This window comes from Aciduliprofundum boonei T469, assembly GCF_000025665.1.
Taxonomy (GTDB): domain Archaea; phylum Thermoplasmatota; class Thermoplasmata; order Thermoplasmatales; family Aciduliprofundaceae; genus Aciduliprofundum; species Aciduliprofundum boonei.
The window spans coordinates 403,260-428,807 of the sequence record NC_013926.1; the positions used below are offsets into that span (position 1 = coordinate 403,260).

General features: G+C 40.5%; 27 protein-coding genes. 13 read left to right on the forward strand and 14 right to left on the reverse strand.

Annotated elements, in window-relative coordinates; translation table 11 throughout:
* Nucleotides 1–62: 62 nt before the first annotated feature.
* Nucleotides 63–2,246 (reverse strand): CDC48 family AAA ATPase, encoded by a 2,184-nt coding sequence (locus ABOO_RS02045; protein WP_008082696.1) that lies wholly within the window; start codon nucleotides 2,244–2,246, stop codon nucleotides 63–65.
* A gap of 29 nt (nucleotides 2,247–2,275) precedes the next feature.
* Nucleotides 2,276–2,689, reverse strand: a complete 414-nt coding sequence (locus ABOO_RS02050; RefSeq protein WP_008082420.1) for an Hsp20/alpha crystallin family protein — start codon at nucleotides 2,687–2,689, stop codon at nucleotides 2,276–2,278.
* A 180-nt stretch (nucleotides 2,690–2,869) separates the two neighbouring features.
* Between ABOO_RS02050 and ABOO_RS02055 the strand changes: the two genes are divergently transcribed.
* From ABOO_RS02055 to ABOO_RS02075, 5 genes are read left to right on the forward strand one after another with little or no spacing between them, the layout of a single operon-like run.
* Complete coding sequence (locus tag ABOO_RS02055; RefSeq protein WP_008082632.1) at nucleotides 2,870–4,450, forward strand: ABC transporter substrate-binding protein; 1,581 nt, start codon at nucleotides 2,870–2,872, stop codon at nucleotides 4,448–4,450.
* Nucleotides 4,451–4,505: 55 nt separating this feature from the next.
* Entirely contained in the window at nucleotides 4,506–5,528 is a 1,023-nt protein-coding gene (locus ABOO_RS02060; RefSeq protein ID WP_008082312.1) for an ABC transporter permease, read from the forward strand.
* Between the two features lie 10 nt (nucleotides 5,529–5,538).
* On the forward strand, nucleotides 5,539–6,399 hold the full coding sequence (locus tag ABOO_RS02065; RefSeq protein ID WP_008082413.1) for an ABC transporter permease: 861 nt from the start codon (nucleotides 5,539–5,541) through the stop codon (nucleotides 6,397–6,399).
* Between the two features lie 4 nt (nucleotides 6,400–6,403).
* Nucleotides 6,404–7,375, forward strand: coding sequence for an ABC transporter ATP-binding protein (locus ABOO_RS02070; protein ID WP_008082151.1), 972 nt, complete (start codon nucleotides 6,404–6,406; stop codon nucleotides 7,373–7,375).
* A gap of 1 nt (nucleotide 7,376) precedes the next feature.
* Nucleotides 7,377–8,360, forward strand: coding sequence for an ABC transporter ATP-binding protein (locus ABOO_RS02075; protein WP_008082480.1), 984 nt, complete (start codon nucleotides 7,377–7,379; stop codon nucleotides 8,358–8,360).
* 4 nt (nucleotides 8,361–8,364) lie between these two features.
* Here the strand turns inward: ABOO_RS02075 and ABOO_RS02080 are convergent, their stop codons facing one another.
* On the reverse strand, nucleotides 8,365–8,748 hold the full coding sequence (locus tag ABOO_RS02080) for a hypothetical protein (RefSeq protein ID WP_008082209.1): 384 nt from the start codon (nucleotides 8,746–8,748) through the stop codon (nucleotides 8,365–8,367).
* A 76-nt stretch (nucleotides 8,749–8,824) separates the two neighbouring features.
* On the opposite strand from ABOO_RS02080, the gene rph reads away from it, so the two are divergent.
* On the forward strand, nucleotides 8,825–9,529 hold the full coding sequence (rph, locus tag ABOO_RS02085; protein ID WP_008082698.1) for a ribonuclease PH: 705 nt from the start codon (nucleotides 8,825–8,827) through the stop codon (nucleotides 9,527–9,529).
* Entirely contained in the window at nucleotides 9,522–10,181 is a 660-nt protein-coding gene (locus ABOO_RS02090) for a class II glutamine amidotransferase (RefSeq protein WP_008081931.1), read from the forward strand. The genes rph and ABOO_RS02090 overlap by 8 nt, the downstream gene beginning before the upstream one ends.
* On the opposite strand, the gene ABOO_RS02095 is transcribed toward ABOO_RS02090, so the two are convergent.
* From ABOO_RS02095 to ABOO_RS02115, 5 genes are read right to left on the reverse strand one after another with little or no spacing between them, the layout of a single operon-like run.
* Nucleotides 10,123–10,827, reverse strand: coding sequence for a metallophosphoesterase (locus tag ABOO_RS02095; protein ID WP_012997128.1), 705 nt, complete (start codon nucleotides 10,825–10,827; stop codon nucleotides 10,123–10,125). The two genes, ABOO_RS02090 and ABOO_RS02095, sit on opposite strands and share 59 nt — an antisense overlap.
* Nucleotides 10,808–11,461, reverse strand: coding sequence for a 2,5-diamino-6-(ribosylamino)-4(3H)-pyrimidinone 5'-phosphate reductase (locus ABOO_RS02100; protein ID WP_008081993.1), 654 nt, complete (start codon nucleotides 11,459–11,461; stop codon nucleotides 10,808–10,810). The genes ABOO_RS02095 and ABOO_RS02100 overlap by 20 nt, the downstream gene beginning before the upstream one ends.
* A 4-nt stretch (nucleotides 11,462–11,465) precedes the next feature.
* Entirely contained in the window at nucleotides 11,466–12,242 is a 777-nt protein-coding gene (uppS, locus tag ABOO_RS02105) for a polyprenyl diphosphate synthase (protein WP_008082510.1), read from the reverse strand.
* Nucleotides 12,221–12,841, reverse strand: coding sequence for a potassium channel family protein (locus tag ABOO_RS02110; protein WP_012997129.1), 621 nt, complete (start codon nucleotides 12,839–12,841; stop codon nucleotides 12,221–12,223). The genes uppS and ABOO_RS02110 overlap by 22 nt, the downstream gene beginning before the upstream one ends.
* Nucleotides 12,842–13,783 (reverse strand): potassium channel family protein, encoded by a 942-nt coding sequence (locus tag ABOO_RS02115; protein ID WP_012997130.1) that lies wholly within the window; start codon nucleotides 13,781–13,783, stop codon nucleotides 12,842–12,844.
* Nucleotides 13,784–13,869: 86 nt separating this feature from the next.
* Between ABOO_RS02115 and ABOO_RS02120 the strand changes: the two genes are divergently transcribed.
* A complete protein-coding gene (locus ABOO_RS02120) occupies nucleotides 13,870–14,103 on the forward strand; it encodes a hypothetical protein (protein WP_012997131.1) in 234 nt (77 codons plus the stop codon).
* Here ABOO_RS02120 and ABOO_RS02125 read toward each other — a convergent pair whose 3' ends face one another.
* Complete coding sequence (locus ABOO_RS02125) at nucleotides 14,104–14,409, reverse strand: ribonuclease P protein component 4 (RefSeq protein ID WP_008082087.1); 306 nt, start codon at nucleotides 14,407–14,409, stop codon at nucleotides 14,104–14,106.
* 168 nt (nucleotides 14,410–14,577) lie between these two features.
* Between ABOO_RS02125 and ABOO_RS02130 the strand changes: the two genes are divergently transcribed.
* Complete coding sequence (locus tag ABOO_RS02130) at nucleotides 14,578–14,847, forward strand: HU family DNA-binding protein (protein WP_008082219.1); 270 nt, start codon at nucleotides 14,578–14,580, stop codon at nucleotides 14,845–14,847.
* A gap of 7 nt (nucleotides 14,848–14,854) precedes the next feature.
* Here the strand turns inward: ABOO_RS02130 and ABOO_RS02135 are convergent, their stop codons facing one another.
* The 3 genes from ABOO_RS02135 to ABOO_RS02145 are packed head-to-tail and all read right to left on the reverse strand — an operon-like array spanning nucleotide 14,855 to nucleotide 18,042.
* Nucleotides 14,855–15,703, reverse strand: a complete 849-nt coding sequence (locus ABOO_RS02135; RefSeq protein WP_008081980.1) for an isopentenyl phosphate kinase — start codon at nucleotides 15,701–15,703, stop codon at nucleotides 14,855–14,857.
* On the reverse strand, nucleotides 15,658–16,485 hold the full coding sequence (locus ABOO_RS02140) for a diacylglycerol/polyprenol kinase family protein (RefSeq protein ID WP_008082386.1): 828 nt from the start codon (nucleotides 16,483–16,485) through the stop codon (nucleotides 15,658–15,660). The genes ABOO_RS02135 and ABOO_RS02140 overlap by 46 nt, the downstream gene beginning before the upstream one ends.
* Before the next feature lie 51 nt (nucleotides 16,486–16,536).
* On the reverse strand, nucleotides 16,537–18,042 hold the full coding sequence (locus ABOO_RS02145) for a carboxypeptidase M32 (protein ID WP_008082426.1): 1,506 nt from the start codon (nucleotides 18,040–18,042) through the stop codon (nucleotides 16,537–16,539).
* 104 nt (nucleotides 18,043–18,146) lie between these two features.
* Here ABOO_RS02145 and ABOO_RS02150 point away from each other — a divergent pair, with 104 nt between their 5' ends.
* The 4 genes from ABOO_RS02150 to cysS are packed head-to-tail and all read left to right on the forward strand — an operon-like array spanning nucleotide 18,147 to nucleotide 23,476.
* Nucleotides 18,147–19,271, forward strand: coding sequence for a pyridoxal phosphate-dependent aminotransferase (locus ABOO_RS02150; protein WP_012997133.1), 1,125 nt, complete (start codon nucleotides 18,147–18,149; stop codon nucleotides 19,269–19,271).
* A gap of 50 nt (nucleotides 19,272–19,321) precedes the next feature.
* Nucleotides 19,322–21,202 (forward strand): aldehyde ferredoxin oxidoreductase family protein, encoded by a 1,881-nt coding sequence (locus ABOO_RS02155; RefSeq protein WP_008082735.1) that lies wholly within the window; start codon nucleotides 19,322–19,324, stop codon nucleotides 21,200–21,202.
* A gap of 60 nt (nucleotides 21,203–21,262) precedes the next feature.
* Nucleotides 21,263–22,078: a dimethylarginine dimethylaminohydrolase family protein gene (locus ABOO_RS02160; protein ID WP_008082555.1), complete on the forward strand. Its 816-nt coding sequence runs from the start codon at nucleotides 21,263–21,265 to the stop codon at nucleotides 22,076–22,078.
* Nucleotides 22,079–22,108: 30 nt separating this feature from the next.
* Entirely contained in the window at nucleotides 22,109–23,476 is a 1,368-nt protein-coding gene (gene cysS, locus ABOO_RS02165) for a cysteine--tRNA ligase (protein WP_008082705.1), read from the forward strand.
* Here cysS and radA read toward each other — a convergent pair.
* Complete coding sequence (radA, locus tag ABOO_RS02170; RefSeq protein ID WP_008082089.1) at nucleotides 23,473–24,447, reverse strand: DNA repair and recombination protein RadA; 975 nt, start codon at nucleotides 24,445–24,447, stop codon at nucleotides 23,473–23,475. The genes cysS and radA overlap by 4 nt on opposite strands.
* A gap of 36 nt (nucleotides 24,448–24,483) precedes the next feature.
* On the reverse strand, nucleotides 24,484–25,482 hold the full coding sequence (gene gap, locus ABOO_RS02175) for a type I glyceraldehyde-3-phosphate dehydrogenase (protein ID WP_008082207.1): 999 nt from the start codon (nucleotides 25,480–25,482) through the stop codon (nucleotides 24,484–24,486).
* Nucleotides 25,483–25,548: the final 66 nt, after the last annotated feature.

Consider the following 25,548-nt stretch of genomic DNA (forward strand, 5'->3'; position numbering starts at 1 on the left):
CTAAAAAGAGTACAAAAAAATAATCAACTCCTAAAATTTGGGAAAAAGAGGGAACGAATAACTCATTCCCTCTTTCTAAAGCGATCCACCATTCTCTCGTACATTTCTCTTTCTTCTTTTGAAAGTGGTTTTACTTTCTTCAGGGCTTCCTCAAAGTGCTTCATTTCAATCTTTGCATCCTTTGGTTCATCGGGATTCTTACCGCTCTGTATGAACTCTCTCAGTGCAAGTATCGTTGCTTCATTGCATACAGCCTCTATATCTGCGCCCGTATATCCTTCTGTTTTCTCAGCAAGCTTATCTATGTCCACATCCTCTGCCAATGGCCTGCCACGGAGATGTATCTTGAAGATTTCCTTTCTCGCATCCTTATCTGGAATAGGTACATACACTATGCGATCGAACCTCCCGGGCCTAAGTAAAGCTGGATCAAGTATATCCGGACGATTTGTGGCTGCTATAACCGTAACATTGTGCAATTCTTCCAGACCATCCATCTCGGTCAATATTTGAGATACCACACGCTCTGTGACATGGGAGCCTATATCTCTTCCTCGCATTGGTGCAATGGCATCTATCTCATCTATGAATATAACCGCCGGTGCTGCCTGTCTTGCCTTACGGAATACCTCGCGCACGGCCTTCTCACTCTCCCCAACCCACTTGCTCAGGAACTCTGGACCTTTAACACTTATGAAGTTCGCCTCACTCTCAGTAGCCACTGCCTTGGCAAGCAGGGTCTTACCTGTGCCTGGAGGTCCATAAAGTAGTATGCCCTTAGGAATCTTGACCTTCATATGAGCAAATAACTTACGATACTTCATGGGCCATTCTACAACCTCGCGCAACTCTTGCTTTACCTGCTCCAAACCTCCTATATCGTCCCAATGGATATTCGGCTTTTCTATAAGCACCTCCCTCATCGTGCTGGGCTGCATTTCCCTATATGCGTCCATAAAGTCCTCCCAAGTTACCTGCAATTTCTCCAGTATTTCCACCGGTATTTTCTCCATTTCAAGGTCAATTTCAGGTATGACCCTTCTCAATGCGCGCATTGCAGCCTCTTTAACCAGTGCAGCCAAATCTGCCCCCACATAGCCATGGGTCATATCCGCAAGTTTTTCCAAATCAACATTCTCAGCAAGAGGAACTCCGCGAGTATGTATCTCAAGTATCTCCTTCCTCGCATTCTTTCCAGGTATGCCTATTTCAATTTCCCTATCAAATCTTCCAGGTCTGCGCAACGCAGGGTCCAATGCATTTGGCCTGTTGGTTGCACCTATAACGACAACCTTACCGCGGGATTCTAAGCCATCCATTAAAGCCAATAATTGTGCCACAACTCTACGCTCTACCTCACCGCTAACCTCGTCTCTCTTCGGAGCTATGGAATCAATTTCGTCTATGAATATTATGCTAGGAGCATTATCCTGTGCCTCTTTGAATATCTCCCTTAAATTCTCCTCGCTCTGGCCATAGAATTTACTCATTATCTCTGGTCCACTGAGGTATATGAAATGGGCGTTTGCTTCATTTGCAACAGCCTTAGCAAGCAGGGTCTTACCTGTCCCTGGAGGTCCATAAAGCAACACGCCCTTTGGTGGTTCAATGCCTAATCTCTCAAATAGCTCTGGATGCCTTAACGGTAACTCTACCATCTCGCGAATCTTCTTTATTTCCTCCTTGAGACCACCAATATCCTCGTAGGTAACCATCGAAATACCTTGAGATTCCTTTGCAGGCTTCTCACTTATTTTTATCTCGGTGGAGGAGGTTATCAATACCACATCTTTAACGGGCTTAACAACTGTTGCTATGAGATCAATCGTATTACCCATAACATTGAGCGTGATGACATCACCCCTGGTAATCACCCTCCCCTCAAGCAGATTCTTGAGGTATTCCTCTCCACCCATAAGGCGAAGAGGCTGAGTTGGAGCGAATGTAACTTGAGTTGCGGGTGTAGCAGATACTTTCTTTATCGTGACTTTATCATCTATTCCAACACCAGCATTTCTGCGGGTGTATCCATCAATTCTTATAAGCCCACTTCCCTCATCCTCAGGATATCCTCGCATAACCATTGCAGCTGTTTTCTTCTTACCCTCAATTAATATTGTATCTCCGGGCATCAAGCCCATCTTTTCAAATATAACAGGGTCTATCCTTGCAATTCCACGCCCCACATCTCTTGAGCGTGCTTCCGCTACTTTCACCACTATTCCTTCATTTTTATTTTTTTTCATTTCTATCACCTCCAAAAAAGGTTGAAAATTTAATGAATTTCAACTCTCTTCTTCTCGCCCGCTTCCTTCTTGAAGCGAACTATGAGCATTCCATTTTCATACTTTGCATCCACATTGTCCACGGAGACCTTTGTTGGCAATGTGATGCTTCTGTAGTACTTGCGTATGATCCTCTCTTTCTTGTGATACTTTCTATTATCTTCTTTCTCCTCTTTCAGTTCTGCTGTCACTTCCAATGTTGATGGCGTCACATTGAGTACTATGTCCTCTTTCTTAACTCCGGGCAATTCCATGATAACCACTAACTCATCCTCGGTTTCGTACATGTCCATCACTGGCATCTTGTAATCCTGAGTGTACTCTTTGCGTATGGCGTTAAGTTCCCTCTCCATCTCGGTCATTATGTCGTACATTTCCTTGAATACCCTGTCTCCGAACATCATTTTATCACCTCCAGTTATCAACTTTTAGTTGATTTCTAATTTCCCCATGCTATACTTCTATATAAAACTTTCTATTTATTCTACTACAGAATTTCAAAGAAGAACCAAAAATAGGGGCTTTAATAAATATGCAAAATTTTAAATATTCTTTTTACCTATAATCACCTTGGGTGAATGGCAATGAATAAGACAACAGGATGGATTATAGCCATAGTTATTGTAGTGATTTTAATAATAGCTGGAGTTGCAGTGTACTTTGGCACACAGCCCTCTTCACAGCCCAAACCAGTTCAAAAAGAGCAATTGGTAATTGGTGTAACAGATAAAGTTTCTGACATAGACCCAGCAAATGCTTACGACTTCTATACTTGGGAAGTTTTGAACAATATAATGAATGGTTTGGTGACATACAAACCAGGAACCACAGATATAGAACCGGCAATAGCTGCAAGTTGGGATGTAAATTCTAACGCAAGTGTGTGGACATTCCATCTCAGGCATGATGTAAAGTATCCAAATGGAACAGTCCTGAAAGCACAGGATGTTGTTTGGAGTATTGAGAGGGTTATGAGAATAAACGGTGACCCTGCATGGCTAGTTACCTCATTTGTCAAAAAGGTTACTGCTCCCGATGATTTCACCGTTGTATTCACTTTAAAGCACCCAACAGCTTACTTCCTAGCTCTTCTGACAGACCCACCATATTTCCCGGTAAGTAGAGCATACGATCCAAACCACATACAGAGCGATCAAACTGCTGGAGGCGCTGGACCGTACTACATAACCAAGTGGGTAAGAGATCAAGAGCTTGACCTGCAAGCAAATCCATATTACTACGGGCCTCAACCAAAGATAAAGAAGATAATTATCAAATTCTACAAAGATGCAACTACAATGAGACTCGCCTTGGAAAATGGAGAGATCAATATCGCTTGGAGAACTCTTAGGCCCACAGATATAAAGAGCCTTAAGGAAGAGGGCAAGTACAATGTTGTTGAGATACCAAGCTCTTACATTAGATACATTTGTATGAACACCGTGAAAGGTCCAACTAAGGATGTGCGTGTTAGACAGGCATTGGCATATGCTGTGGATAGACAACAGATTGCAGAGAGAGTGTTCCAAGGAACTGTGGAGCCTTTATACACATTGATACCCATTGGAATGTGGTCCCACAAGGATGTGTTCAAGGAGAAATACGGTGCTTCTCCAAATCTAAATGCAGCCAAGCAATTACTCCAAGAGGCTGGTTATAGCACAACAAACAAATTGAAGATTGATCTTTGGTACACACCTTCTCATTATGGAGATACTGAGGCAGATTTGGCCCAGCTTCTTAAGCAGCAGTGGGAAGCTACCGGTATGATTGAAGTAAACATAAAGAGTGCTGAATGGCAAACATATCTACAATATGCAAGAACTGGATCAATGGAAGTATACATGTTCGGATGGTATCCAGATTACCTTGATCCAGATGATTACACCACCCCATTCTTGTCCTCCGTGGATAATGCAAATGGATGGGCTGGAACTGGATACAACAGCAGTCAGATGAACCAAATACTCTCAGAGGCACAACAACTGACTAACAAGACACAGAGAGAAAAATTATACATACAGGCACAAGAGCTCCTTGCACAGGATGTGCCCTATATACCAATAATACAAGGCAAGCTATATGTGGTAGCACAGAAAGATATCGGTGGAATAATCATTGGTCCAGATATGATTTTCCACTATAACTATCTATACTTCAAATGATTTCCCAAAACTTTTTTTATTTTTATTTCTTACACATTCAATAAGGTGATTCTATATGGCCTCTAGAGGTATTGGAAGATACATTGTGATTAGAGCGCTTTTAATAATTCCAATGATAATCATCCTATATACCGTTGTGTTCTTTTTCCTTAGGATTTTGCCTGGAGACCCGATAATGGCTGTAGTAGGTGCTAAAAATATACCTCCAGCAGAGCTGCAACATTTAAGGCATCTTGCAGGACTGGATAAACCATTGTGGTATCAATACTTTGATTACCTAGGGAAAGTATTTGTTGGTAATTTTGGAGTTACACTAGCATCACCAAGCGGCAAACCAGTTATGGATTTTATAGCCCAAAGATTTCCCGCCACTCTGGAGCTAACCATCTGGGGATTTGCGTTCAGCGTTCTCATAGGACTGGTTACTGGTGCAATAGGAGCATGGAAAAAGGGCACAAAAATTGACACAGCAATGAGATTCTATAGTATATTGGTTTATACTCTTTTCATACCTTGGTTTGGAATGATGCTCCAATACTTCTTTGGCGTATACCTTCACTGGCTTCCAACCTCGGGCAGGATTGCTCCGGGTATGAACATTCACACGATAACAGGGCTCTATGTACTTGATAGTATTCTAACAGGCAACTGGCCCGCACTAGTAAGTTCCATAAAACACCTAATATTACCAGCATTAACTTTAGGAATTGTGTTAAGCGGAGCATATACAAGGCTTGTAAGAAATAATATGGTAGAGGTTCTGAGCATGGACTTCATACGCTCTTACTTTGCAAGAGGTGTAAAAAATAGAAAGGTAATGTGGTATGCACTAAAGAATGCTTTCATACCTGTAATCACCCTTATGGGACTGCAATTTGCAATATTGTTAGGTGGCGCAGTTTTGACGGAGACAACATTTAGCTGGCCCGGTATGGGCACATTCCTTTTAGACAGAATTAGTTACAGAGATTACACTTCCATCCAAGGCACCGTGATATTCATAGCCATATTCATAGGTGTAATAAGCTTGATTGTAGACATAGTGTATGCACTCTTGGACCCAAGGGTGAAGTATTGAGGTGATAAAAATGGAACTAGCAGATAAAATATTTAATCCAATAATAAAATCTCTCTTCAAGAAAGTTCCCGGCAGATGGATGCTAATAACCGGACTAACTATAGTGCTGATTGTCATCATACTGGCCATATTTGCTCCCTGGATTTCTCCCTATAATCCCACGGAATCTACAAACGATACCTTTGCACCCCCAAGTTGGAAACACCCCATGGGCACAAATAGAATAGGTCAAGATATGTTCTCCCGCATACTTTGGGGTGGAAGAATTATGCTCTATGTTGTTGCCATAGCAACACTGTTATCAATGAGTGTTGGAATACCCCTTGGGCTCATATCTGGATATTATCGAGGTAAAATGGATAGAACCCTTAGCATCATTATGGATAGCATTTATGCTTTTCCAGCAATAATCTTAGCCATTGTGATTTCCGTTGCCTTGGGACCTAGTCCAATGAATACCGCAGTGGCTATATCTTTTGTTTATGTACCAACATATTTCAGAATGGTACGCGGTCAAACTTTAAGTTTTAGAGAACAATTATTTGTGGAAGGTGCTAGAGCAGTGGGGGCTAAAAACAAAGATATTATGTTTAAATACATACTCCCAAATCTTGTACCTACAATCCTCGTGGTATTCTCTCTAAGTGTAGCAGATACAATTTTAACTGAGGCGGGTTTGAGTTTCTTGGGCTTATCTGTTGTACCTCCAACACCAGACTGGGGATATGACTTAAAAGTGGGCCAACCATTCTTCTTGGATGGGTATTGGTGGCTGGTAATATTCCCCGGCTTTATGATCATGATCTTCGCTATGGCATTTGCTCTGATAGGAGAGGCTCTTAGTGAGAGAACCTCTCTTGGAACGAGGTGATTAAATGGACAACATAGTACTTGATGTTAGAAATTTGAGTGTATACTATTACACTATCGCTGGCACGGTTAGGGCTGTTGAGAATGTATCGTTCAAAATAGAGAGGGGTGATTGGGTTACTTTCGTAGGAGAGAGTGGAAGTGGGAAGTCAACGGTAGCTCACGCACTTGTTAACCTTGTTCCAAATCCCGGAAAAATAGTTAAAGGCGAAATCATATTTAATGGAAAGAACCTAATTACTATGGATATAGAAGAACTTAGGAAAATTAGAGGAAAGGATATTAGCATGATTTTCCAAGATCCTATGACGAGCTTGGATCCATTGAGAAAAATAGGTGACCAAATAATGGAAGTTATGATTGAGCATGGCGTTGATGAGGAAGAAGCTAAAAAAAGAGCTAAGGAGCTGTTAAGAAGCGTGAATATACCAGAAGATAGGCTAGATTACTACCCCCACCAATTAAGCGGAGGACAAAGACAGAGAATTATTATCTCCATGGCTATGGCTTTTCATTCAAAATTAATAATTGCCGATGAGCCTACAACCGCCCTAGATGTAATCGTCCAAGATTCAATTATGGACTTGCTAGAAGATCTAAGAAAAAGTGGTACCAGTGTTTTCTTTATCACTCACGATATATCCCTGGCCTCCGAAAGAAGTTCAAAAATTGGAATAATGTATGCTGGAAAACTTGTAGAATTCGGATTAGTTGACCAAATTATCGAAAATCCTAAGCATCCTTATACAGCAGCACTTTTCCAGAGCACTCCTGATCTTTGGGTTGATAAAACAATAACCTCTATTCCAGGTTATCCCCCAGATTTGAGAGATCCTCCAAAGGGATGCAGGTTTTATCCGAGATGCCAAGTGTTCAAGGAAAATTCAAATTTAAAAGGTGTGTGTAATGGAAAAGAGCCCGTGATGAAAGAAGTTGAGCCCGGGCACTTTGTTGCCTGTCATCTCTATGGTGATTAAAATGGATTACATACTAAATGTTAAAGATTTGAAAAAATACTTCCCCGTACGCAGAAGCTTTGTAGAAATATTGAAAAAAGCACCAGAGAGATATGTGCGTGCTGTGGATGGAATAAGCTTCAAAATTAAAAGGGGCGAGACGCTAAGCCTAATAGGAGAGAGTGGATGCGGTAAAACAACAGCCGGAAGGACCATATTGAGACTTATAGAGCCCACTGGAGGAAAAATAATATTCAATGGGAAGGACATAACAAAAATACCCGAAAAAAAGCTAAGACCCATAAGAAGAAAAATGCAAATTATATTTCAAGATCCTTATGCGAGTTTGAGCCCAAAAATGAAGATCGGTGAGGCAATAGCACATCCCCTATTGATCCATGGATTAGCTGATAAAGAGGAAGCAAAGGAGAGAGCTTTGAAGATGTTGAAGAGAGTGGGATTGACACCAGAAGAGGAGTTCTATGAGAGATACCCACATCATTTGAGTGGAGGACAAAGGCAGAGGGTGGTTATAGCCAGGGCCATGATTCTAAAACCAGAGTTTATAGTAGCTGATGAAGCAGTATCTATGATAGATGCATCTATGCGCGCATCAATTTTAGAACTTTTAAACGATTTTAAAAAAGAGTACAATTTGAGCATGCTGTTCATCACCCACGATATAGACATTGGAAAATTGATAAGCGATAGAATAGCGGTTATGTATCTCGGTAAAATAGTGGAAATAGGGAAAGTTAAAGATATTTTAAATAATCCACAGCATCCATACACAAAGGCACTGATGGAAGCTGTACCTTCCATAGCCAGAAGAAAGAGAAAGAAGAAAGTAAAGATAAAGGGTGAAATTCCAAATGCCATAGACATACCACCCGGATGCAGATTCCATCCGAGGTGCCCATTTGCTATGGATATTTGCAGAAAAAAGGAGCCAGAAATGGTGGAAATCGAGCCGGAACATTTTGCAGCATGCCACCTTCTTAAATAATTTTTTATTTCCCTCTTGGAATTTTTGGTGAGGCATAGATGGGGGCTGGCTCTTCGACCTCTCTTATTAAATGGCTTCTTATTATCAAATTATCCACAGATATGTACAATCTGTAAGTGTAAATACCCAAGAGAATCCATCCAAAGATGAAATTCAAAATTGTTGACATTTTCAATTTTTTTCGAGAGTATTCGTAATCTTCCTTTAAATAACCATTCTTTCCCTGGTTCATAAGAAGTGTGGAAAAAATATTCAAGAGTGAGAAAATTATACCAATAATTCCCCAAGGAAGAAAGAATATACCCCATAAGGCATTAACTCCTGCCGTGAGAATAGAAAGAAGAATGCCAAACTCTATGGACTCTCCAATTCCCCTATCCATTTTCATTATGAGTTTATGATTTTACTCTTATTTAAATATTTGCCATCAAAAAATTATTTATCGCAAATTCCATGTAGAGGGGATGAGAAATAGAAAACCCGATGAAATAAGAAATGTGGAAATCATTCCAAATTACCAGAAAAAACCCTATGGCTCCGCATTAATAAAACAAGGAGATACCGTAGTTCTATGCTCCGCACAGGTTATAGAAAATGTTCCAGATTGGCTAAAAGAGCAAAATTCTGGATGGTTAACTGCCGAGTACTCTATGCTTCCCGGTTCTTCAGAAACAAGGATATTCCGCGATAGAGGCCATGTAAATGGTAGGAGCAAGGAAATTGAGAGAATAATAGGTAGATGTCTCCGGGCCGCTGTGGACCTGAAAAAATTAGGCCCTAGAACGATATGGATCGATTGTGATGTTATCCAAGCCGATGGGGGAACGAGAACTGCGAGCATAACTGCAGGGTTTGTAGCACTCTCTTTAGCAATAAGAAGATTGATGAAGGAAGGAAAATTAGGCGAAAACCCAATAAAATACAAAGTTGCGGCTATAAGTGCAGGAATTGTTAATGGTGAACCACTTTTGGATTTAGCCTATGAAGAAGATTCCCAAGCGGATGTGGACATAAATATAGCTATGAACGAGGAAGGAAAGTATATTGAGATACAGGGCACATCCGAGAAAGAGCCGCTGAGCAGAGAGAATCTAAATATATTGCTTGATCTTGCAGAAAAGGGAATAAAAGAATTATTTAAAAAGCAAGAGGAGGCCCTTAATGTGTAGATTTGTAGCTGTGATATCAAAGGAAGACATGCCTCTACAACCCTATTTTTCATTTCTATTAGAGCAGGCAAAAAATGGAAAGAGAGCTCCACATCCTGATGGCTTTGGATTCTGGATAAAGAGCAGAAAAGGAGAGTATGTTTACAAATCCACATTACCAATCTGGGAAAATGATATCACCATACCTAATGGAAAAATAGGATTTTTTCACGCAAGAAAGAGAGGAGAAAAGGGGGCGGATGTGGATATAAAAAATGTTCATCCATTCATTCGAGAAGGAGTGTTTATGCACAATGGATTTTTAAATATTCCAAAGCATCCAATGGCTATTGGGAATACCGATACAGAGAGTTTTTTTCTCACTCTGCTAGAATATGGGGTGAAAGAAGGAGTGAAAAGAATAATAAAAAATTACGATTTTAAATCTTTAAACTTTGTGATGCATTATAAGGAAATGCTCTATGTTTTGCGACTAGCCAAAGAGTTGCAGGATTATTTCACCATTTTCATAAAGAGAGATAACGAGAAAATAGTAATTTCCACAGAAAAAGATAACAACTCTTGGGAAGAAGTAAAAAATGGTGAACTATGGATTATAAATCCTGGTCTTGAGATTGATAAATCTTGTATTTACCAAGATATGTGCCATTGAGAAGATAAACTTCCATACTGGTAACAAGATCATTTGTAAACAATGGACCGAGGGGCTTGCCTATTGCTGCCCCAACTAAAGGGTTGAAAGCGGGCAAAATCAAGATTGACAGATCTCTCCCATATTTTTCAATTCCTTTTTCATTGAGACCACCATACAAAAAGCATGCCATTTTGTTAGATTTCCTTAATGAATCAAAAAGCTCTATTTCAGGATGCATATGTCCCATAAACAAAAAATCAGCGTTAACCACATCCTCCGAGAGCCAAGAGTGCCCATGAATAAATCCGTACTTCCCTATTCTAAATCCCTGTGGAGGATATACCTTAAAATCTACCATTTCCTCGATTCCACCATCATGATTTCCCTTCACTGCCATTATCTCGTAGGGCATGTCTTCAAAAAATTCTCTCACATAACGAGGTGTACTCAATATACTATGCTTTATATCTCCCAGAATTATCAACCTATTTGCTTCTGTTTTTACCATTATATCTTCAATCCTATCTCTCATGCTCTTCCATTGAGAAGGAACAAGGATACCTCTTTCCCTCAATTCATCCTCATATCCTATATGCAAATCTGTGATTATCACAGCAGATATATCTTCAAGATACACTGCCCTCTCATTCCACAATATCTTCATCTCTCACACCGTAACGGAGCAATATCCCTGAGCCAAGCGGTTTACATTCTAAAAATTTCAATCTTATAACCTCATTCTCATTTTTTGCGCCTATGCCCTCTACAAGCGATGGGGCACCACCTCCAATCACTAAGGAGCCAACAAAGACATTTAACTCATCTACCAAATTCTCTCGCAAAAATGAAGAAATAACCGTACCTCCTCCCTCAACCATAACGCTTTTAATTCCTCTTTTCCACAACTCGTTTAAAAGACATTTCAAATCAACCTTATCTTTCCCGCATATTACTATCTCAGCATTCAACTCTCTAATCTTTGCATTTTCCGTAGTCGCTATAATAGTTTTTGCGATACTATTCAAGACCCTTGCATTTTTAGGTATTCTCAATTTTGAATCTAAAACTACCCTTACTGGATTCTTCGCATTTGCCACATACTTCTCCTTCACAGTCAATTTAGGGTCATCTTTTAAGATAGTATTTATACCAACAAGAATTGCATCTACGCTAGCGCGCATCTTATGCACTCTTTTAAAATCCTCCTCATCGCTTATCTTTATCCTCTTCCCACCAACAAGTGCTATCTTACCATCCACACTCATTGCAGCGTTGATTATAACCTTGGGCCTATCCATAATCTTACCTCCCAAACCTTCTCTGTCTCATTTGATAGGAGCGAATTGCACGAAGAAAATCTATCTTGCGAAATGTTGGCCAGTATATATCTGCAAAATAGAACTCACTATAGGCACTCTGCCAAAGGAGAAAATTGCTTATTCTCTCCTCACCGGAGGTACGAAGAATTAGATCTGGATCTGGTAAATCTCCTGTATAGAGGTGCTTTCTAACAGTTTCTTCTGTTATATCCTCTACCTCCAATTTTCCATCTTTGACCTCTTGAGCGATCTCCTTTATGGCCTTTATTATCTCTTCTCTTCCTCCATAAGCTATGGCTATATTAAAAAAGAATTCATCATAATTTTTCGTCCTCTCTTCAGCATACTCTATCGCTTCCCTTAATTCTTCTGGAAGCACCTCCCTTTGCCCTATAACTTTTATTCTTATCTTGTTTTTATGGACTCTTTCATCATCGGCTGCTTTTTTTAAATTCTCAATAAACAATCTCATAAGCTCCAGAACTTCCTCTCTACTCCTCTTAAAATTCTCCGTAGAAAAAGCATAAACTGTTAGGATTTTTATTCCTATCTCCCTGCACCATTCAATAACTTCTTCCAACTTGTCCTTACCTTCACGATGTCCCTGAGTGGGTTTCATATCCAACTCTCTGGCAAATCTCCTGTTACCATCCATTATTATACCAACATGCTTTGGAATTTTTCCTTCTTTAACTAACTTTAGAAGTTTTTTCTCGTAAGCCCTGTATGCTGTGTCCACTAACCCTTCTGTAAAATCCATTGCCCCATTATTCCCCTTATCTTATTTATCTCTTTTCCCTGCAAAAGGAATATGAGAATATCTCCCTCATTTAAAATCGTGTCAGGAGCAGGATTTTTTATCAGATCATTTCCTCTTTTTATGGCTATAATTAATCCTATTTTCTTCCTTATGTCAGTATCCTTGATTTTCTTACCTACATAAACCTTGGGTAATTTCAATCCTATCAATTGAAGCTCCTCTGAGACAATAACCCTTTCAATAAAAGATGCCACTTTTGGAGCCAGTAAATACCTTAGAATCTCTTTACCCACTATCTCACTCTCTAGGACCACATAATCGGCTCCTGCACCGTACACCTTACTCACACTTTCTTTTTTCTTTACAACGACTGCAATCTTTATCTTTGGGTTTAATTCTCTAGCTAATAGTGTAACATAAATATTCTTTTCATCACTATCCATAGCGATTATTATGGTATCCTCTTTCTTTATTCCAGCTTTTATGAGAATCTGGGGGTCTGCAGGATTGCCCTTGATACTATTCTTACCCTCCGCATTTTCATCTATTATCTTTCCCCCCAATAGTTTAGTTATTGAGTTATACCCGCAGATAAGCAATTAGACACCCCCTTTAAACACTAGAAGAATATCCCCCTTTTTCAGTATCATCTCCGGTTGTGGGTTTACCAGCAACTGCCCGTCCCTGTATATCCCTATTATCAAACCCTTTTTCTCCCGCATATTGAGCTCCATTATGCTCTTGCCTGCGCACTTATCAACTTTTTGCTCTTCCAGAACCATATCCTTGAAAATTTCACCTGCAAATTTATGTACAAAATCATTTTTTATCCAGTGAGAGAGAACAGAACCTATTAATTCATCCCTAGAAACAACAACATTTGCACCGCATTTTTTGAGAATGTCCTTGGCGCTATCCTTGTGAGAGAGAGCAATTATATTAAGTTTGTCATTCAATTTTCTCCCAGTTATTACCGTAACTGCATTCATTTCATTATCCCCTATAGCCACTAGGGCCTTTGCCCTCCCAATATTTGCCTTGATTAAATTCTCCATCTCTGTTGGCTTTCCATTTACAGATGGTTTATCTACTGGAGCATTCTCATCAACAATAACAAATGGTATGTCCAAAAAGTCCAATTCATCCATTATAATGTCTGCCACATCGTTATAACCAGCTATTATTACATGGGCATCTTGGGGCACAGGCATTTTTTTATCTTGCACAGCATTCTTAACTTTTAACTCTATCCAGGGACCTAAAAGCGCTTGTATACCTCCGAAAATCACACCAAGACCAAATATCAAATAAAATATTGTGAACCATTTACCAATCTCGCTATGTAAACTCACACCTGATGGATAATATCCCAGAGTGGAAATTGTAACAACGCTAAAATATATTGCATCTGTAAATGTAACGCTCTCATGTTCAACGAAAATTTTTATTAGTACATACCCCAAACTCCCAATCATTATGGTGGATAGAACCATAAGAATGAACAAAATCAGCCGGTTCTTGAGAGGGAATGAGGAAATCATTGTGAAGTATATACTAATCAATCATTTAGATTTTACCATATGCAGAGGAAAATTAATAAATATTGATTATGCAATTCCCCTCCGTTATGGGAATAAAAACATATCTGAAAATAACCTTCAACAGTGAAGGAGCGAGCCCAAGCGAGATAATGAGCAGACTGCAGTCCTTAGGATTTAAGCCAATAACAGGTACCTACGATATGGTCTACGAGTGGGATAATGGTGCAACGGTGAAAGATGCCATATGGTTTGCAGACAAAGTGTATGAAACTCTAAAGGGTTACAATGTTCTTTTCCAGTTGGAAACTATCTCAGAATAATCATTTTCTATAAACATACCTTTTATATGCCCCACACCTGAGACATTTTATTACAACCTTACCCTTTTTGAGCCTTACTTGTGCCGTTTTACCAGGAAGTAAGAAGGTATGACATTTCTTGCAGTACATTCTCTTCATATCTCTTGGAATTCTAACATTGTATTTCTTTGATAAATTTACCATATGCTCAACATATCTTCTAGCAAGTTCTTCATCTCCTTCCAATGCCCTCTCTTGAGCTAAGGAGAATAGTATTTTTATTCTTTCTCTCGCAATCCTCTGTGCATATTTTTTCCTTTGATTCACGGGATCTCCACGCACACATTGTTTAAAAACTTTGCTCTTTACAGGCTCTCTTTTAATTTTATTAAATCGTATTAAATTTATAAATCCGTGCTACACTGCCTCTGATAGCAATTCTTACAAAAAAATATTTATACAAGAATGACAATACCTTTTATGGGGTGACTGAAAATGGTAGGAATAAGCGAATTGGCAAAAACCGTAGCAAAGAAAACTGGTGTAAGCCAGAAGCAGGCAAGAATGGTCATAAGGGCCTTTGTTGATGAGGTTATTGACCAGGTGAACAAGGGAAATAAGGTAAATCTTGTAGGATTTGGAATATTTGAGCGCCGTGTTCAGAAGGCAAGAAAGGCAAGAAATCCAAGAACAAAAGAAGTTATTAATGTCCCTGAGAAGAAGAAGTTTGTCTTCAGGGCATCAAGCAAGATCAAGTATCTCTAAATCCCTCTTACTTTATTTTTATTTTGGTGTATTTTGCATCCTTCATATTTCTCATATATGCTTTTAAATTGCCCTCTTTTAACATAGAAAGAATGACTATTTCTGTATTCTTTAAATCATTCTTGTATTTTCTAATGGTCTCTATTTTGCCGTACATACCTGAGGTCACATCAGTGAAAGCAGAACCCGTTAATTTAGCCAATTCATCCATATTTTCTAGATTTATTTCTTTCAGCAATTTTGCATTTTTATCTTTTTTCGGGTCCTTTGTATAAATTCCGTCCACATCTGTTGCAAAAATCAATCTCTCAGCATTTAGCTCAGAGGCAAGATGTGCTGCAATAAGATCTCCCGAACAAACTGAATAACCCATCTTAGTATCAACCACAATGTCTCCACCAAACACTGGAGTCATTCCCATCTCTAAAAATCTCTTTATTGGTTCAATACAAATCTTTTTTATCTTCATTCCTTCTGCAACTATCTGGCTACTCGGCAGGAAAATCATGGCATTTATTCCCTCTTCCTGTAAAGCTCTAACAAATTCCAAACGCAATTCAAACACTATGCTCTGCGTCTTTGCTAAATTTAAAAGATTCTCCTTTCCTGTATAACCCCTGTAAAGTTTGTACTCCTTAACAGGCGGGTGTCCATAAGAGCCCACACCATGAACTATTATCATCTCATCCATACTCTCTTTCAACTCTCTAGCAATTTCTCTAAATTTTTCTTTCCTCATTGTGTAAGGCTTCGATTTATCTGTGAGCAGCGAGCCACCCAATTTTATTACACTCAATCCCATTCTATCCCTCACAATTGCCAGAACGCCTGAAATACCGTATGTACTCCAGGCCATAAACCAGCCAATATGAGCAAAGCCCCAAATATTATTACCACCGAAGGAATTATTATATTATCAACATCCTTGGGGCTGTAAAGTTCTGTGAACATTGCTATAACAGCAAGAATTAGCACAGGCAGGAAAAAGTCTTTAAGGGATGATAATGAGTACTTATAAACCAAAGTACCTGAGGACACCACCGTAGCTCCCATAAGTCCATAGAAGAGGACCATTAACATTGTGAGAAGGAAACCCATCAATAACATTCCTCCCAAAGAGCCCTCCCATGTTTTGTTTCCTGCAGGCACTTTAATTTTATGCTTTCCATAATTCCTGCCTATTATATCTGCAAACCCATCGCCAAAGGCAAGTATGGAAAATGATACCAAGGCGAGAGGATGTGTCCACCAAAAGAGAGTTACAAAAATCATAACCAAGGTGTAATAGAAAGTGCCCCTCAGTAATTCTCTCGGATCTCCTGAGCGAGACATGGTATTTACAAAAGCTTCATCCTTCGCTATGCCCAACCCAACTGTAAGAAACTTAAGTGCAAAGATAAGTGGTACAATCATAGCTATAAGTGGTGAGTACCAGCTACCAGAGTAAAACGGGAAAAAGAATATGTAAATTGGAGCTGCAAAGGTATGAATAATTTTTCTAGATACATTTATGCTTAACTTTCCAGAGTTGCGAAGTTTATCATTTATTCCTATCAAGCCAAAAATTGCTATGAGAGTTATGAAGAAGGCCACTATATCCTCAACAATCGGTATCCCTATAAACCCCAGCAATCCCATTTAAGCACCTCAACGAAAATAATGTAAAAAGATATATTTAAAAATATGGGTTCAGAGGTATTTTGCTTTCACATACCTTATGAAGTACTCTGGATTAACCCCTTCACCAAAACTTCTCTGCAGAAGCTCCTTTGGTGGATAAATTGAGCCGTATTTGTGTACTCTCTCTCTGAGCCACTCTTTTATGGGCTCAAATTCTGCATTCCTTACCTTATCTCCAAAATCTGGCATGTCCTTCATCATATACTCACCAATTTGAGCAGAGAGTAATGTACCTATGGAGTATGTTGGGAAATATCCAATGGTGCCATGAGCCCAATGTATATCCTGCAAAATACCATCAGCATAGCTCTTGGGTCTTATTCCCAGCAATTTTTCCATCTCATCGTTCCAAAGCTCAGGTAGATCCTTGGCTTTTATACCTTCATTGATCATTATCTTTTCAAGCTTGAATCTAAGTAAGATATGGAAATTATAGGTAACCACATCTGCCTCCGTTCTTATGAAATCAGGCCTAACTATGTTGAAATAATTGTAAATATCCCTGGGCGTATAATCCTTTATCTCTGGCAAGTTCTCTTGCAATATGGGATAAATCAACTCTGCAAACTCCACGCTTCTCCCAATTATATTTTCCCAAAATCTGCTCTGACTTTCGTGAATTCCCAAAGAAACCCCGCCGCGAATTGGTGAGAACATAAAGCGCTCGTCCTGCTGAAGCTCATAGAGGGCATGGCCGAATTCATGCACGGTGGATAGTATTGTTCTCCTAAAATCAATACCTTCATACCTTGTGGTTATGCGCACATCTTTAATTCCAAATTCTGTAGTGAAGGGATGTGGCGAGATATCTATCCTTGAACGCTTCCCAAGAGGAAATCCAAAGAGCTTCAAAATTTCTTTATTCACCTTCTCCATATTCTCCCTCTTGTATTCCAATTTTTCAAGAGGGTGCTCTCTTGGAACCTTTCCCTCTTCGAGTATTCTATCCAGCACGGGCTTCAATTCCTTCTCAAGTTTTTCAAACATTGCATTTACTTCATCCGTAGTCAAGCCCTCTTCAAACAAATCTAAGAGAGCATCGTAAGGATACTTTTCGTAGCCAAGATAATCCGCACCTTTCTTGGCAAGTTCCATTATCTTATCTAACCACGGAGCAAACTTATCATAATCATTCTTTTCCTTCGCTTCTGTCCAAGCAGCAGTTGCTTTGCTCGTTGTCTCACTTAACTCTCTCAAGAATTCTGGTGGGAAAGAGCTGCTTATTCTTATCTCTCTCTTCAAAACCCTAACAACTCCCTTCTCGTACTCATTCAATCCTTCTAAGCCATCCGCTTTATTAACAAGCTCCACAAACTTCGGTGCGAGGAGAGTCTCCTGCTGCATAACGGATAGCTCCCCTTGAGCAACACTTCTCTCCGTTATTCCCTCCTTCGGCATATTTACCTCCATATCCCAACCAAGAACACTCTGGGCATGGCCAATTGCCCAAATTCTCCTGTACTTTTCAATTATTTCTTTGATAACTTCATTCTCAAAGACCATTTGAATCACCATGCAACAATCTCCTTCAAATTAATAAACTTCACTCTTGCTATAATTTGGCATGCTATTATTTATCTATGGAAATATTTAATTCCCTGCATATCTTCTCTATACTCATGTTCTCAGACAGAGTGCTCAATATTGAACTCTCAGGCATAAGAAAGATTTTTGATATGGCCCAAGGAGAAGTTATAAACCTCGGCCTTGGAGAACCAGATTTTCAACCACCACCGGAGGCAATGGATGCCATAAGAGAGGCCGTTGAGAAAGGGTACAATAAATACGGGCCCTCTAAGGGATTTCCACAACTTAGGGAAGCTTTAGCTCAAAAGTTTGAGAAATATGCAGATATCACTGCAGAGAATGTTCTAGTCACTGTTGGTGCCACAGAGGGTATGCTAGCTGCCATGCTGAGCTTGATAAATCCAGGAGATGAGGTCCTTTATCCCAATCCCGGATTCGTGCTTTACAAACCCCACACGATAATAGCCGGTGGCAAGCCTGTGAATTATCCCCTTTTGCAGGAGAATGAATTCGTGCCAACGCAGGAGGATTTGCAGGATAGAATTACCAAAAAAACTAAGGCAATAATAGTGAATTATCCAAACAATCCCACTGGGGGAGTTTTAAATGATGAGAATATCAAGATGATAATCGATTTAGCAGAGGATAACGACTTGATAATAATTTCGGATGAGGTTTATTTCAACATAACTTATAATGGTGAGCCAAGAACATTCTTGGGCAAATACGATAAGCTCATATTCTTGAACTCATTCTCAAAAGAATTCGCAATGACCGGTTGGCGCCTTGGATATATAATCGCACCTAAAGAGTACGTTGAGCAGATTGGAAAAATTCATTACTACACGGTTGCTTGTCCCCAGAGTCCAATTGAATACGCAGCCCTAACTGCATTGGATAAGAGCGGTTATTACTCTAAAATGATGGTTGAGAAGTTCAAAAGACGCAGAGATTTAATTTACGAGCTTCTAAGCAAGATGGATGGAGTGAAGCCAAATTTACCAAAGGGTGCATTTTACATATTTCCAAAGATTGAATTGGATGCAAATCCAGTGGACATTGTTAAAGGTGTGGTTAAGAACGGCGTGCTTTGCACACCCGGCGAGGCATTTGGAGATATGGGTAAAGAGCACATAAGATTCTCTTACGCAGCAAGCGAGGAAGACATAAAGAAGGGTATGGAAATATTTGACTCTGTACTCGATAAGTATAGGTAAGCATAACGAACTCTTATATTCCCTTTTTCCATGCCATCTTTGGTGATAATATGGAAGGTTATGGTAAGATTTTGAGGGTTAATCTGAGCACTGGAGAGATAAAAAAGGAGGATATCCCTCCCAGCATCGCAAGAAAGTTTCTCGGAGGGCTTGGAATTGCCGCTTATTATCTTTATAAGGAAGTACCCAAGGGTGCAGATGCACTGGGCGAAGAGAATAAAATCTTCATAGCCCCAGGATTGCTGACCCCCTACGGAATTCCAACTGCATCTAAAACCACAATGACTTCAAAATCCCCACTAACTGGTGGGTTTGGCAGGAGTGTTGTTGGTGCTCCAATGGGTGTAGAGCTCAGCAAGGCAGGATATTCCCTTCTCATTATCGAGGGAAAGAGCGACAAACCCGTTATTTTGAGAATTGAAGACGATGAGGTCTCTATTGATGACGGCTCAGAACTCTGGGGAATGACAACGAAGGAAGCACAGAAGAAATTAAAGGAAAAATATGGAAAGGTTAAAACAGCCGTAATAGGCCCCGCTGGTGAGAATTTAAGCAAGATAAGCGGAATTGATTTCGAAGAGAGACAGGCAGCCAGAAACGGCTTAGGAGCTGTTTGGGGAAGCAAGAAACTAAAGGGACTGGTTGTAAAGGGTACAAAGAAACCAAAGGCATACGATGAGGGTGCACTTCGCAAGCTCATAGCAAAATGGGCCAAGATAATAAAAGATCATCCCGCAACAAAGGATGATATGGGTTATGGAAGCGGAGAATTTCTGCGCTGGATGAACCTTGAGCGTGGAACATTCCCAACTAGGAACTGGCAGTGGGGTTATTTCCAGAGTTTTTACGATAAGGCAAAAGAAGGAGAGTTACTGGGTATAGACCCATACTACTGGGTACCTAAATTTAGAAGCGGAAGAAATCCATGCCCGAATTGTACAAAGCCGTGCTCACAGGTGTTCAAACTCACAAAATACAGACCAGGAGAGGAAATAGACGGGCCAGAATACGAGACCCTTTACTCGTTAGGAGGAGAATTGGAAATAGATGACCCTGAGGCTGTGGCATACCTGAATCTCCTGTGCGATGAATACGGCTTGGATACAATATCCGCTGGCGTAACAATAGGATGGGCAATGGAAGCATACGAAAAGGGATTGCTCACCAAGGAAGATACTGATGGTTTAGAGCTCAAATTTGGAAATGTGGAGGCAGCAGCTGAGGCGCTTCGCAAGATGGCTTATCGTGAGGGGAAACTTGGAGAGCTCCTTGCAGATGGTAGCAAAGTTGCAAGCGAGAAATTGGGTAAGGAGAGCTACAAATTTGCCATACATGTCAAGGGCCAAGAGCTACCAGCTTACGATGTTCGCGGCATAAAGGGGATGGCCCTCGCTATTGCCGTATCTTACAGGGGCGCTTGCCACCTAACTGCTGGAATATACGGCACAGAGCTCGTGGGCAAGTGGTGGAAATTTGACGGAATAGATAGATTAAGTGCAGAGAACAAAGGGTTTGAGGTTAAAACTCACGAAGATTTGATGCAGGTTTATGATGCTCTCGGCATCTGCAAGTTCTCCCGTCATATGTACTTCCTAGAAGGATTTCCAGAGTTAGTGCATGCAGTCACTGGCTTTGATATGAGCTATGCAGAGCTTATGGTTATTGGAGAGCGCATATACAATGTGGCCCGCGCCTTCAATGCCCGCGAAGGATTTACCCGCAAGGATGATACCCTGCCATGGCGCATTCTCCATGAGCCCATACCAAAGGGCAAGAGTGCTGGTGCCTATGTAAAGCCAAAGGAACTGGAACATATGCTTGACGAGTACTATCAGGCGAGAGGCTGGAGCGAAGAGGGCATACCAACCAAAGCGAAACTGGTATCTTTGGATTTGGATGATATCGCCGAGGAAGTGGGCGTAGGTCATTAATTTCCTTTTTTCTTATTTTCAAAAATAGAAAGTTAAATACCCGCAAAACCATAATCCCCTATGCTCAAGGGAATATTTCACGATGGAAAGGCGTTGAGAAGGGTAATTGTGAGCCCCCCTGAAAAGGAGTATTTTAAGGTTGAAAATTTAGAAGAGCACAATATTATGGAGAGAGCAAATGTAAATGAGGCAAGAGAGCAGCATAAAAAATTGAGAGAAATTATGCGCATAGCAGGTGCTGAGGTAATTGAGGTTAAAGAATTAGAGGGGCATCCAAACTCCGTTTTCACAATGGACACGGCATTATCCTTGGGGGACTCATACATCAAGTTGAGAATGGGACTTCCAGCGAGAAGGGGAGAAGAGGAATGGATGGGCAAGATTTTGGAAAATTTTGGGTTGGAGAGAGAGGGAGAGGTAAAAGCTCCCGGCACTGCTGAGGGTGGGGATTTAATACCCGCATATCCTATTTTCTTCATAGGACGCTCTACGAGGACAAATAAGGAAGGAGCAGCACAAATTGCAAAAATCGTAGAAGAATTGGGGTATGAAGCAAGGATAATCAAAGTTCCAGATTTGCATCTTCATCTTGGTGGAGCAATGACATTGATAGGAGAGGATAAAATCCTAGCTTGTAATTACATACCAAGAAATTTGCTAAAGGGATTTGATGTAATATGGCTTAATTGCAGTTCTTTCATTTCGGGAAATGTTATTTATTTAGGCAATGAAAAAGTAATCGTGGAGAGAAGGAATGAGGAGGCAAGAAAGAAATTGGAAAAGGAGGGTTATGAAATATTCACCTTGGACCTCTCAGAGTTCGTGAAGGGCTCTGGTGGTCCCTCCTGCTTGATTCTCTCTTTGGAGAGAGGCTAAATTTTTTTACCCTAAAGGCCATGCAAGGATATGAAGATATATGATACTCTGAGCGGCGAGAAAAAGGAGTTTGTGCCTGTGCATGAGGGGCGTGTAGGTATATATGTGTGTGGTCCAACAACCTACGATTACGCTCATATTGGCCATGCTAGGCCCGCAATTTTATTTGATATTTTTAGAAGATTCCTTGAATATATGGGTTATGATGTCATTTTAATTTCTAACATAACAGATGTGGATGATAAAATAATCAACAAGGCAAATGAATTAGGAAAAGACCCTATAGAGATGGCCCATTACTATGCGAGAGAGTACTTGAAGGACATGGATGCATTGAGAGTTAGAAGAGCAAATATTATACCCAAGGCAACTAGGCACATTGAAGAGATTATCAATCTTATTAAAACTCTCGTGGATAAGGGCTATGCGTACGAAAGCGGGGGGGATGTCTATTTTTCTGTTAAAAAATTCAAAGATTACGGAAAATTATCCCATCGCAAAATAGAAGATATGCTTGCGGGAGCAAGGGTTGAGGTGAATGAGAAGAAAAGAGACCCCTTAGATTTTGCTCTGTGGAAAGCCTCCAAACCGGGAGAGCCTTCTTGGCAATCCCCGTGGGGCTCTGGAAGGCCCGGATGGCACATAGAATGCAGTGCTATGAGCATGAATTACCTAGGTCCAACTCTTGATATTCATGGTGGAGGAGCCGATTTAATTTTCCCCCATCATGAGAATGAAATAGCGCAAAGTGAGGCAGCCACGGGTAAGCCATTTTCAAAGTACTGGATGCATGTTGGCTTGGTAAGATTTGAGAAGGAGAAGATGAGCAAATCTATTGGCAATGTTTTCCTTATAAAAGATTTTCTCAAAAAATATCCTGCAGAGGTGCTGCGCTTGATGTACCTTAACTCTCATTACCGCAAGCCCTACGATTTTAGCGAGAAAAATATTGAAGAAGCTTTGCCCCTTTTAGAAAAAATTTGGAGCACTTACCAAATATTGAAAAATTCTGCAATGCAAGAAGAGCCTTCAGAGGAAGTTATAGAAGAAATAGATTCTGTAAGGAAGAAGATAATTGCTGCCTTAGAGGATGATTTCAATACAAGAGAAGCTATGAAAGAGTACCTATCCTTCATAAATTTTGCCAGAGAATTAAAGGGAGGAGATGCCCTCGCCGCTCTTAATTTCCTAAAAGAAATGGATGAAATCTTCGATATTCTGCCAAGGGGTGACAATGAAGGGAAAGAAAGTGAGCTTATTGAGCTTCTCCTAAATGTAAGGAATGAGGAGAGAAAGAGAAAGAATTATGAAATAGCGGATTACATAAGGGATGAGCTTGAAAAAATAGGGATAAAAATAGAAGATACTAAAGAGGGTACGAAATGGTACAAGGTTTAAGCGTCCCTTATGCCCTCTTTAACAATTTTTATAACAACTTCCCCATCGGGTAAGGCAGGAGAGTCAATTAATCTCGCAATTCTCTTATTTCCCCTACTCTTTCGTAGATAAATTCTGTAGGTAGCTGTATGTCCAACTATGTTTCCCCCAATGGGCTGTGTGGGGTCTCCAAACATCATGCCAGGATTTGAAGATACCTGATTTGTGACTGCCACAACGGCATTGTTCAAATCTGCAAATTTTAGCAAATCGTGCATATGCTTATTAAGCAACTGCTGCCTCTCTGCAAGGGAGCCCCGCCCGACATACTCTGCGCGGAAATGGGCTGTGAGGGAATCAACTATAAGGAGCCTAACAGGGTATTCCTTCGCCAATTCCATCGCTTTATCTACAAGCAATATTTGATGATTTGAGTTAAAGGCACGAGCAACATGTATCTTTTTTAACACCTCCACTGGATCCAATTCCAAGGCCTCGGCCATCTGCTTTATTCTCTCAGGCCTAAATGTGTTTTCAGTGTCTATATAAACAGCATGGCCCTCCAATCCTCCCTTATCCTTTGGCAATTGAACATTCACGGCAAGTTGATGCATGATTTGCGTTTTCCCAGAGCCAAATTCACCGAAAAACTCAGTTATGGCCTGTGTTTCTAACCCACCACCGAGAAGAGTATCAAAATCTGATGAGCCAGTTGTCAATTTTGTGACCTTTTTTCTGCGCTCGTAAATAACATCTCCAGTTTCAAAACTTCCCACATTAGCATACTTCCTAGCAGCGAGTATTATCTTCTGAGCTACACCTTCCCCTATCCCAACTGTATCTGCTAGATCCTTGGGCGAGGCTACCGCCAACTCTATCAAATCCGTATAACCTGCCTCTCTTAATTTCTCAGCAGTGGTGGGTCCAACCCCAGGCAAATCCTCGAGAGTATATTCTTCCTTTTCCTCCTTCTTTTTTGCCAATACAATCACCTTCAATATCCCATGCACACTCTTTTATTAATCTTTTTACAGCCATTGAGATATGTACTTCACCAAGTCCACAACCCTGGCCGAATAGCCATACTCGTTATCATACCATGCAAGAACCTTCACAAGATTCCCGCGAACATAGGTTTCAAGAGCATCATACATAGCGCTATGCGGATTCCCCTTGAAATCCACGGAAACGAGGGGCTCATCAACATACTGCAATATCCCTTTTAACTCACCCTCAGCAGCCTTCTTGAAGGCCTCTCTCACTTCCTCCTCCGTGGGCTCCTTTTCAACTTCAGCCACGAGATCCACTATGGAAACCGTGCTTGTGGGCACACGAATTGATATGCCATGCATCTTTCCATCAAGTTCTGGTATTACAAGCCCTATTGCCTTGGCTGCCCCCGTGGTTGTGGGTATAATATTCATTGCTGCCGCTCTAGCCCTGCGCAAATCTCTATGAGGTAAATCTAAAACACGCTGGTCATTGGTATAGGAATGTACGGTGGACATCAAGGCATACTTGATTCCAAAATTCTCGTGCAGCACCTTTGCCACAGGCGCCAAACAATTGGTGGTGCAAGAGGCGTTGCTTATCACATCATGCTTTTCCGGGTCATACTTATCCTGATTCACTCCGAGAACTATGGTAACATCCGCTGGCTCTCCCTTTGATGGTGCAGTTATTATCACCTTCCTTGCTCCTGCTTTTAGATGCTTTGCCGCCTTATCTCTAGAGCGAAATACTCCCGTGCTCTCTATAACGATATCCACTCCCAATTCTTTCCAAGGCAGTTTTTCCGGGTCCCTCTCGCTGAAAACTGGAATTTCGCGGCCATTTATAATCAAGCTTTTTTCAGTGTACTCCACCTCTCCATCAAATTTTCCATAATTGGTATCGTACTTTAGGAGATGTGCTAGAGTGCGTGCATCCGTTATATCGTTTATTGCCACAATATCCAGATCCCTATGTCCTATGCGAAAAACCAAGCGCCCTATGCGTCCAAAACCATTTATAGCTACACGAACCATTTAAGCCCACCAATTCATAATCTCTTTAGCATATTAAATCTTTATCTTCGCAAATTTTAAATGTCT

What these genes read in the sequence shown, in the direction of transcription:
- ABOO_RS02080 (WP_008082209.1), bottom strand. Translation starts at nt 8,748, where the DNA reads ATGAAAATGGATAGGGGAATTGGAGAGTCCATAGAGTTTGGCATTCTT.
- ABOO_RS02075 (WP_008082480.1), top strand. Translation starts at nt 7,377, where the DNA reads ATGGATTACATACTAAATGTTAAAGATTTGAAAAAATACTTCCCCGTA.
- rph (WP_008082698.1), top strand. Translation starts at nt 8,825, where the DNA reads ATGAGAAATAGAAAACCCGATGAAATAAGAAATGTGGAAATCATTCCA.
- ABOO_RS02055 (WP_008082632.1), top strand. Translation starts at nt 2,870, where the DNA reads ATGAATAAGACAACAGGATGGATTATAGCCATAGTTATTGTAGTGATT.
- ABOO_RS02135 (WP_008081980.1), bottom strand. Translation starts at nt 15,703, where the DNA reads ATGGCCTGGAGTACATACGGTATTTCAGGCGTTCTGGCAATTGTGAGG.
- uppS (WP_008082510.1), bottom strand. Translation starts at nt 12,242, where the DNA reads ATGGATTTTACAGAAGGGTTAGTGGACACAGCATACAGGGCTTACGAG.
- ABOO_RS02145 (WP_008082426.1), bottom strand. Translation starts at nt 18,042, where the DNA reads ATGGTGATTCAAATGGTCTTTGAGAATGAAGTTATCAAAGAAATAATT.
- ABOO_RS02155 (WP_008082735.1), top strand. Translation starts at nt 19,322, where the DNA reads ATGGAAGGTTATGGTAAGATTTTGAGGGTTAATCTGAGCACTGGAGAG.
- ABOO_RS02095 (WP_012997128.1), bottom strand. Translation starts at nt 10,827, where the DNA reads ATGAAGATATTGTGGAATGAGAGGGCAGTGTATCTTGAAGATATATCT.
- ABOO_RS02060 (WP_008082312.1), top strand. Translation starts at nt 4,506, where the DNA reads ATGGCCTCTAGAGGTATTGGAAGATACATTGTGATTAGAGCGCTTTTA.
- ABOO_RS02100 (WP_008081993.1), bottom strand. Translation starts at nt 11,461, where the DNA reads ATGGATAGGCCCAAGGTTATAATCAACGCTGCAATGAGTGTGGATGGT.
- ABOO_RS02065 (WP_008082413.1), top strand. Translation starts at nt 5,539, where the DNA reads ATGGAACTAGCAGATAAAATATTTAATCCAATAATAAAATCTCTCTTC.
- ABOO_RS02150 (WP_012997133.1), top strand. Translation starts at nt 18,147, where the DNA reads ATGTTCTCAGACAGAGTGCTCAATATTGAACTCTCAGGCATAAGAAAG.
- ABOO_RS02045 (WP_008082696.1), bottom strand. Translation starts at nt 2,246, where the DNA reads ATGAAAAAAAATAAAAATGAAGGAATAGTGGTGAAAGTAGCGGAAGCA.
- ABOO_RS02050 (WP_008082420.1), bottom strand. Translation starts at nt 2,689, where the DNA reads ATGATGTTCGGAGACAGGGTATTCAAGGAAATGTACGACATAATGACC.
- ABOO_RS02115 (WP_012997130.1), bottom strand. Translation starts at nt 13,783, where the DNA reads ATGATTTCCTCATTCCCTCTCAAGAACCGGCTGATTTTGTTCATTCTT.
- ABOO_RS02120 (WP_012997131.1), top strand. Translation starts at nt 13,870, where the DNA reads ATGGGAATAAAAACATATCTGAAAATAACCTTCAACAGTGAAGGAGCG.
- cysS (WP_008082705.1), top strand. Translation starts at nt 22,109, where the DNA reads ATGAAGATATATGATACTCTGAGCGGCGAGAAAAAGGAGTTTGTGCCT.
- ABOO_RS02130 (WP_008082219.1), top strand. Translation starts at nt 14,578, where the DNA reads ATGGTAGGAATAAGCGAATTGGCAAAAACCGTAGCAAAGAAAACTGGT.
- ABOO_RS02140 (WP_008082386.1), bottom strand. Translation starts at nt 16,485, where the DNA reads ATGGGATTGCTGGGGTTTATAGGGATACCGATTGTTGAGGATATAGTG.
- ABOO_RS02070 (WP_008082151.1), top strand. Translation starts at nt 6,404, where the DNA reads ATGGACAACATAGTACTTGATGTTAGAAATTTGAGTGTATACTATTAC.
- ABOO_RS02090 (WP_008081931.1), top strand. Translation starts at nt 9,522, where the DNA reads ATGTGTAGATTTGTAGCTGTGATATCAAAGGAAGACATGCCTCTACAA.
- ABOO_RS02160 (WP_008082555.1), top strand. Translation starts at nt 21,263, where the DNA reads ATGCTCAAGGGAATATTTCACGATGGAAAGGCGTTGAGAAGGGTAATT.
- gap (WP_008082207.1), bottom strand. Translation starts at nt 25,482, where the DNA reads ATGGTTCGTGTAGCTATAAATGGTTTTGGACGCATAGGGCGCTTGGTT.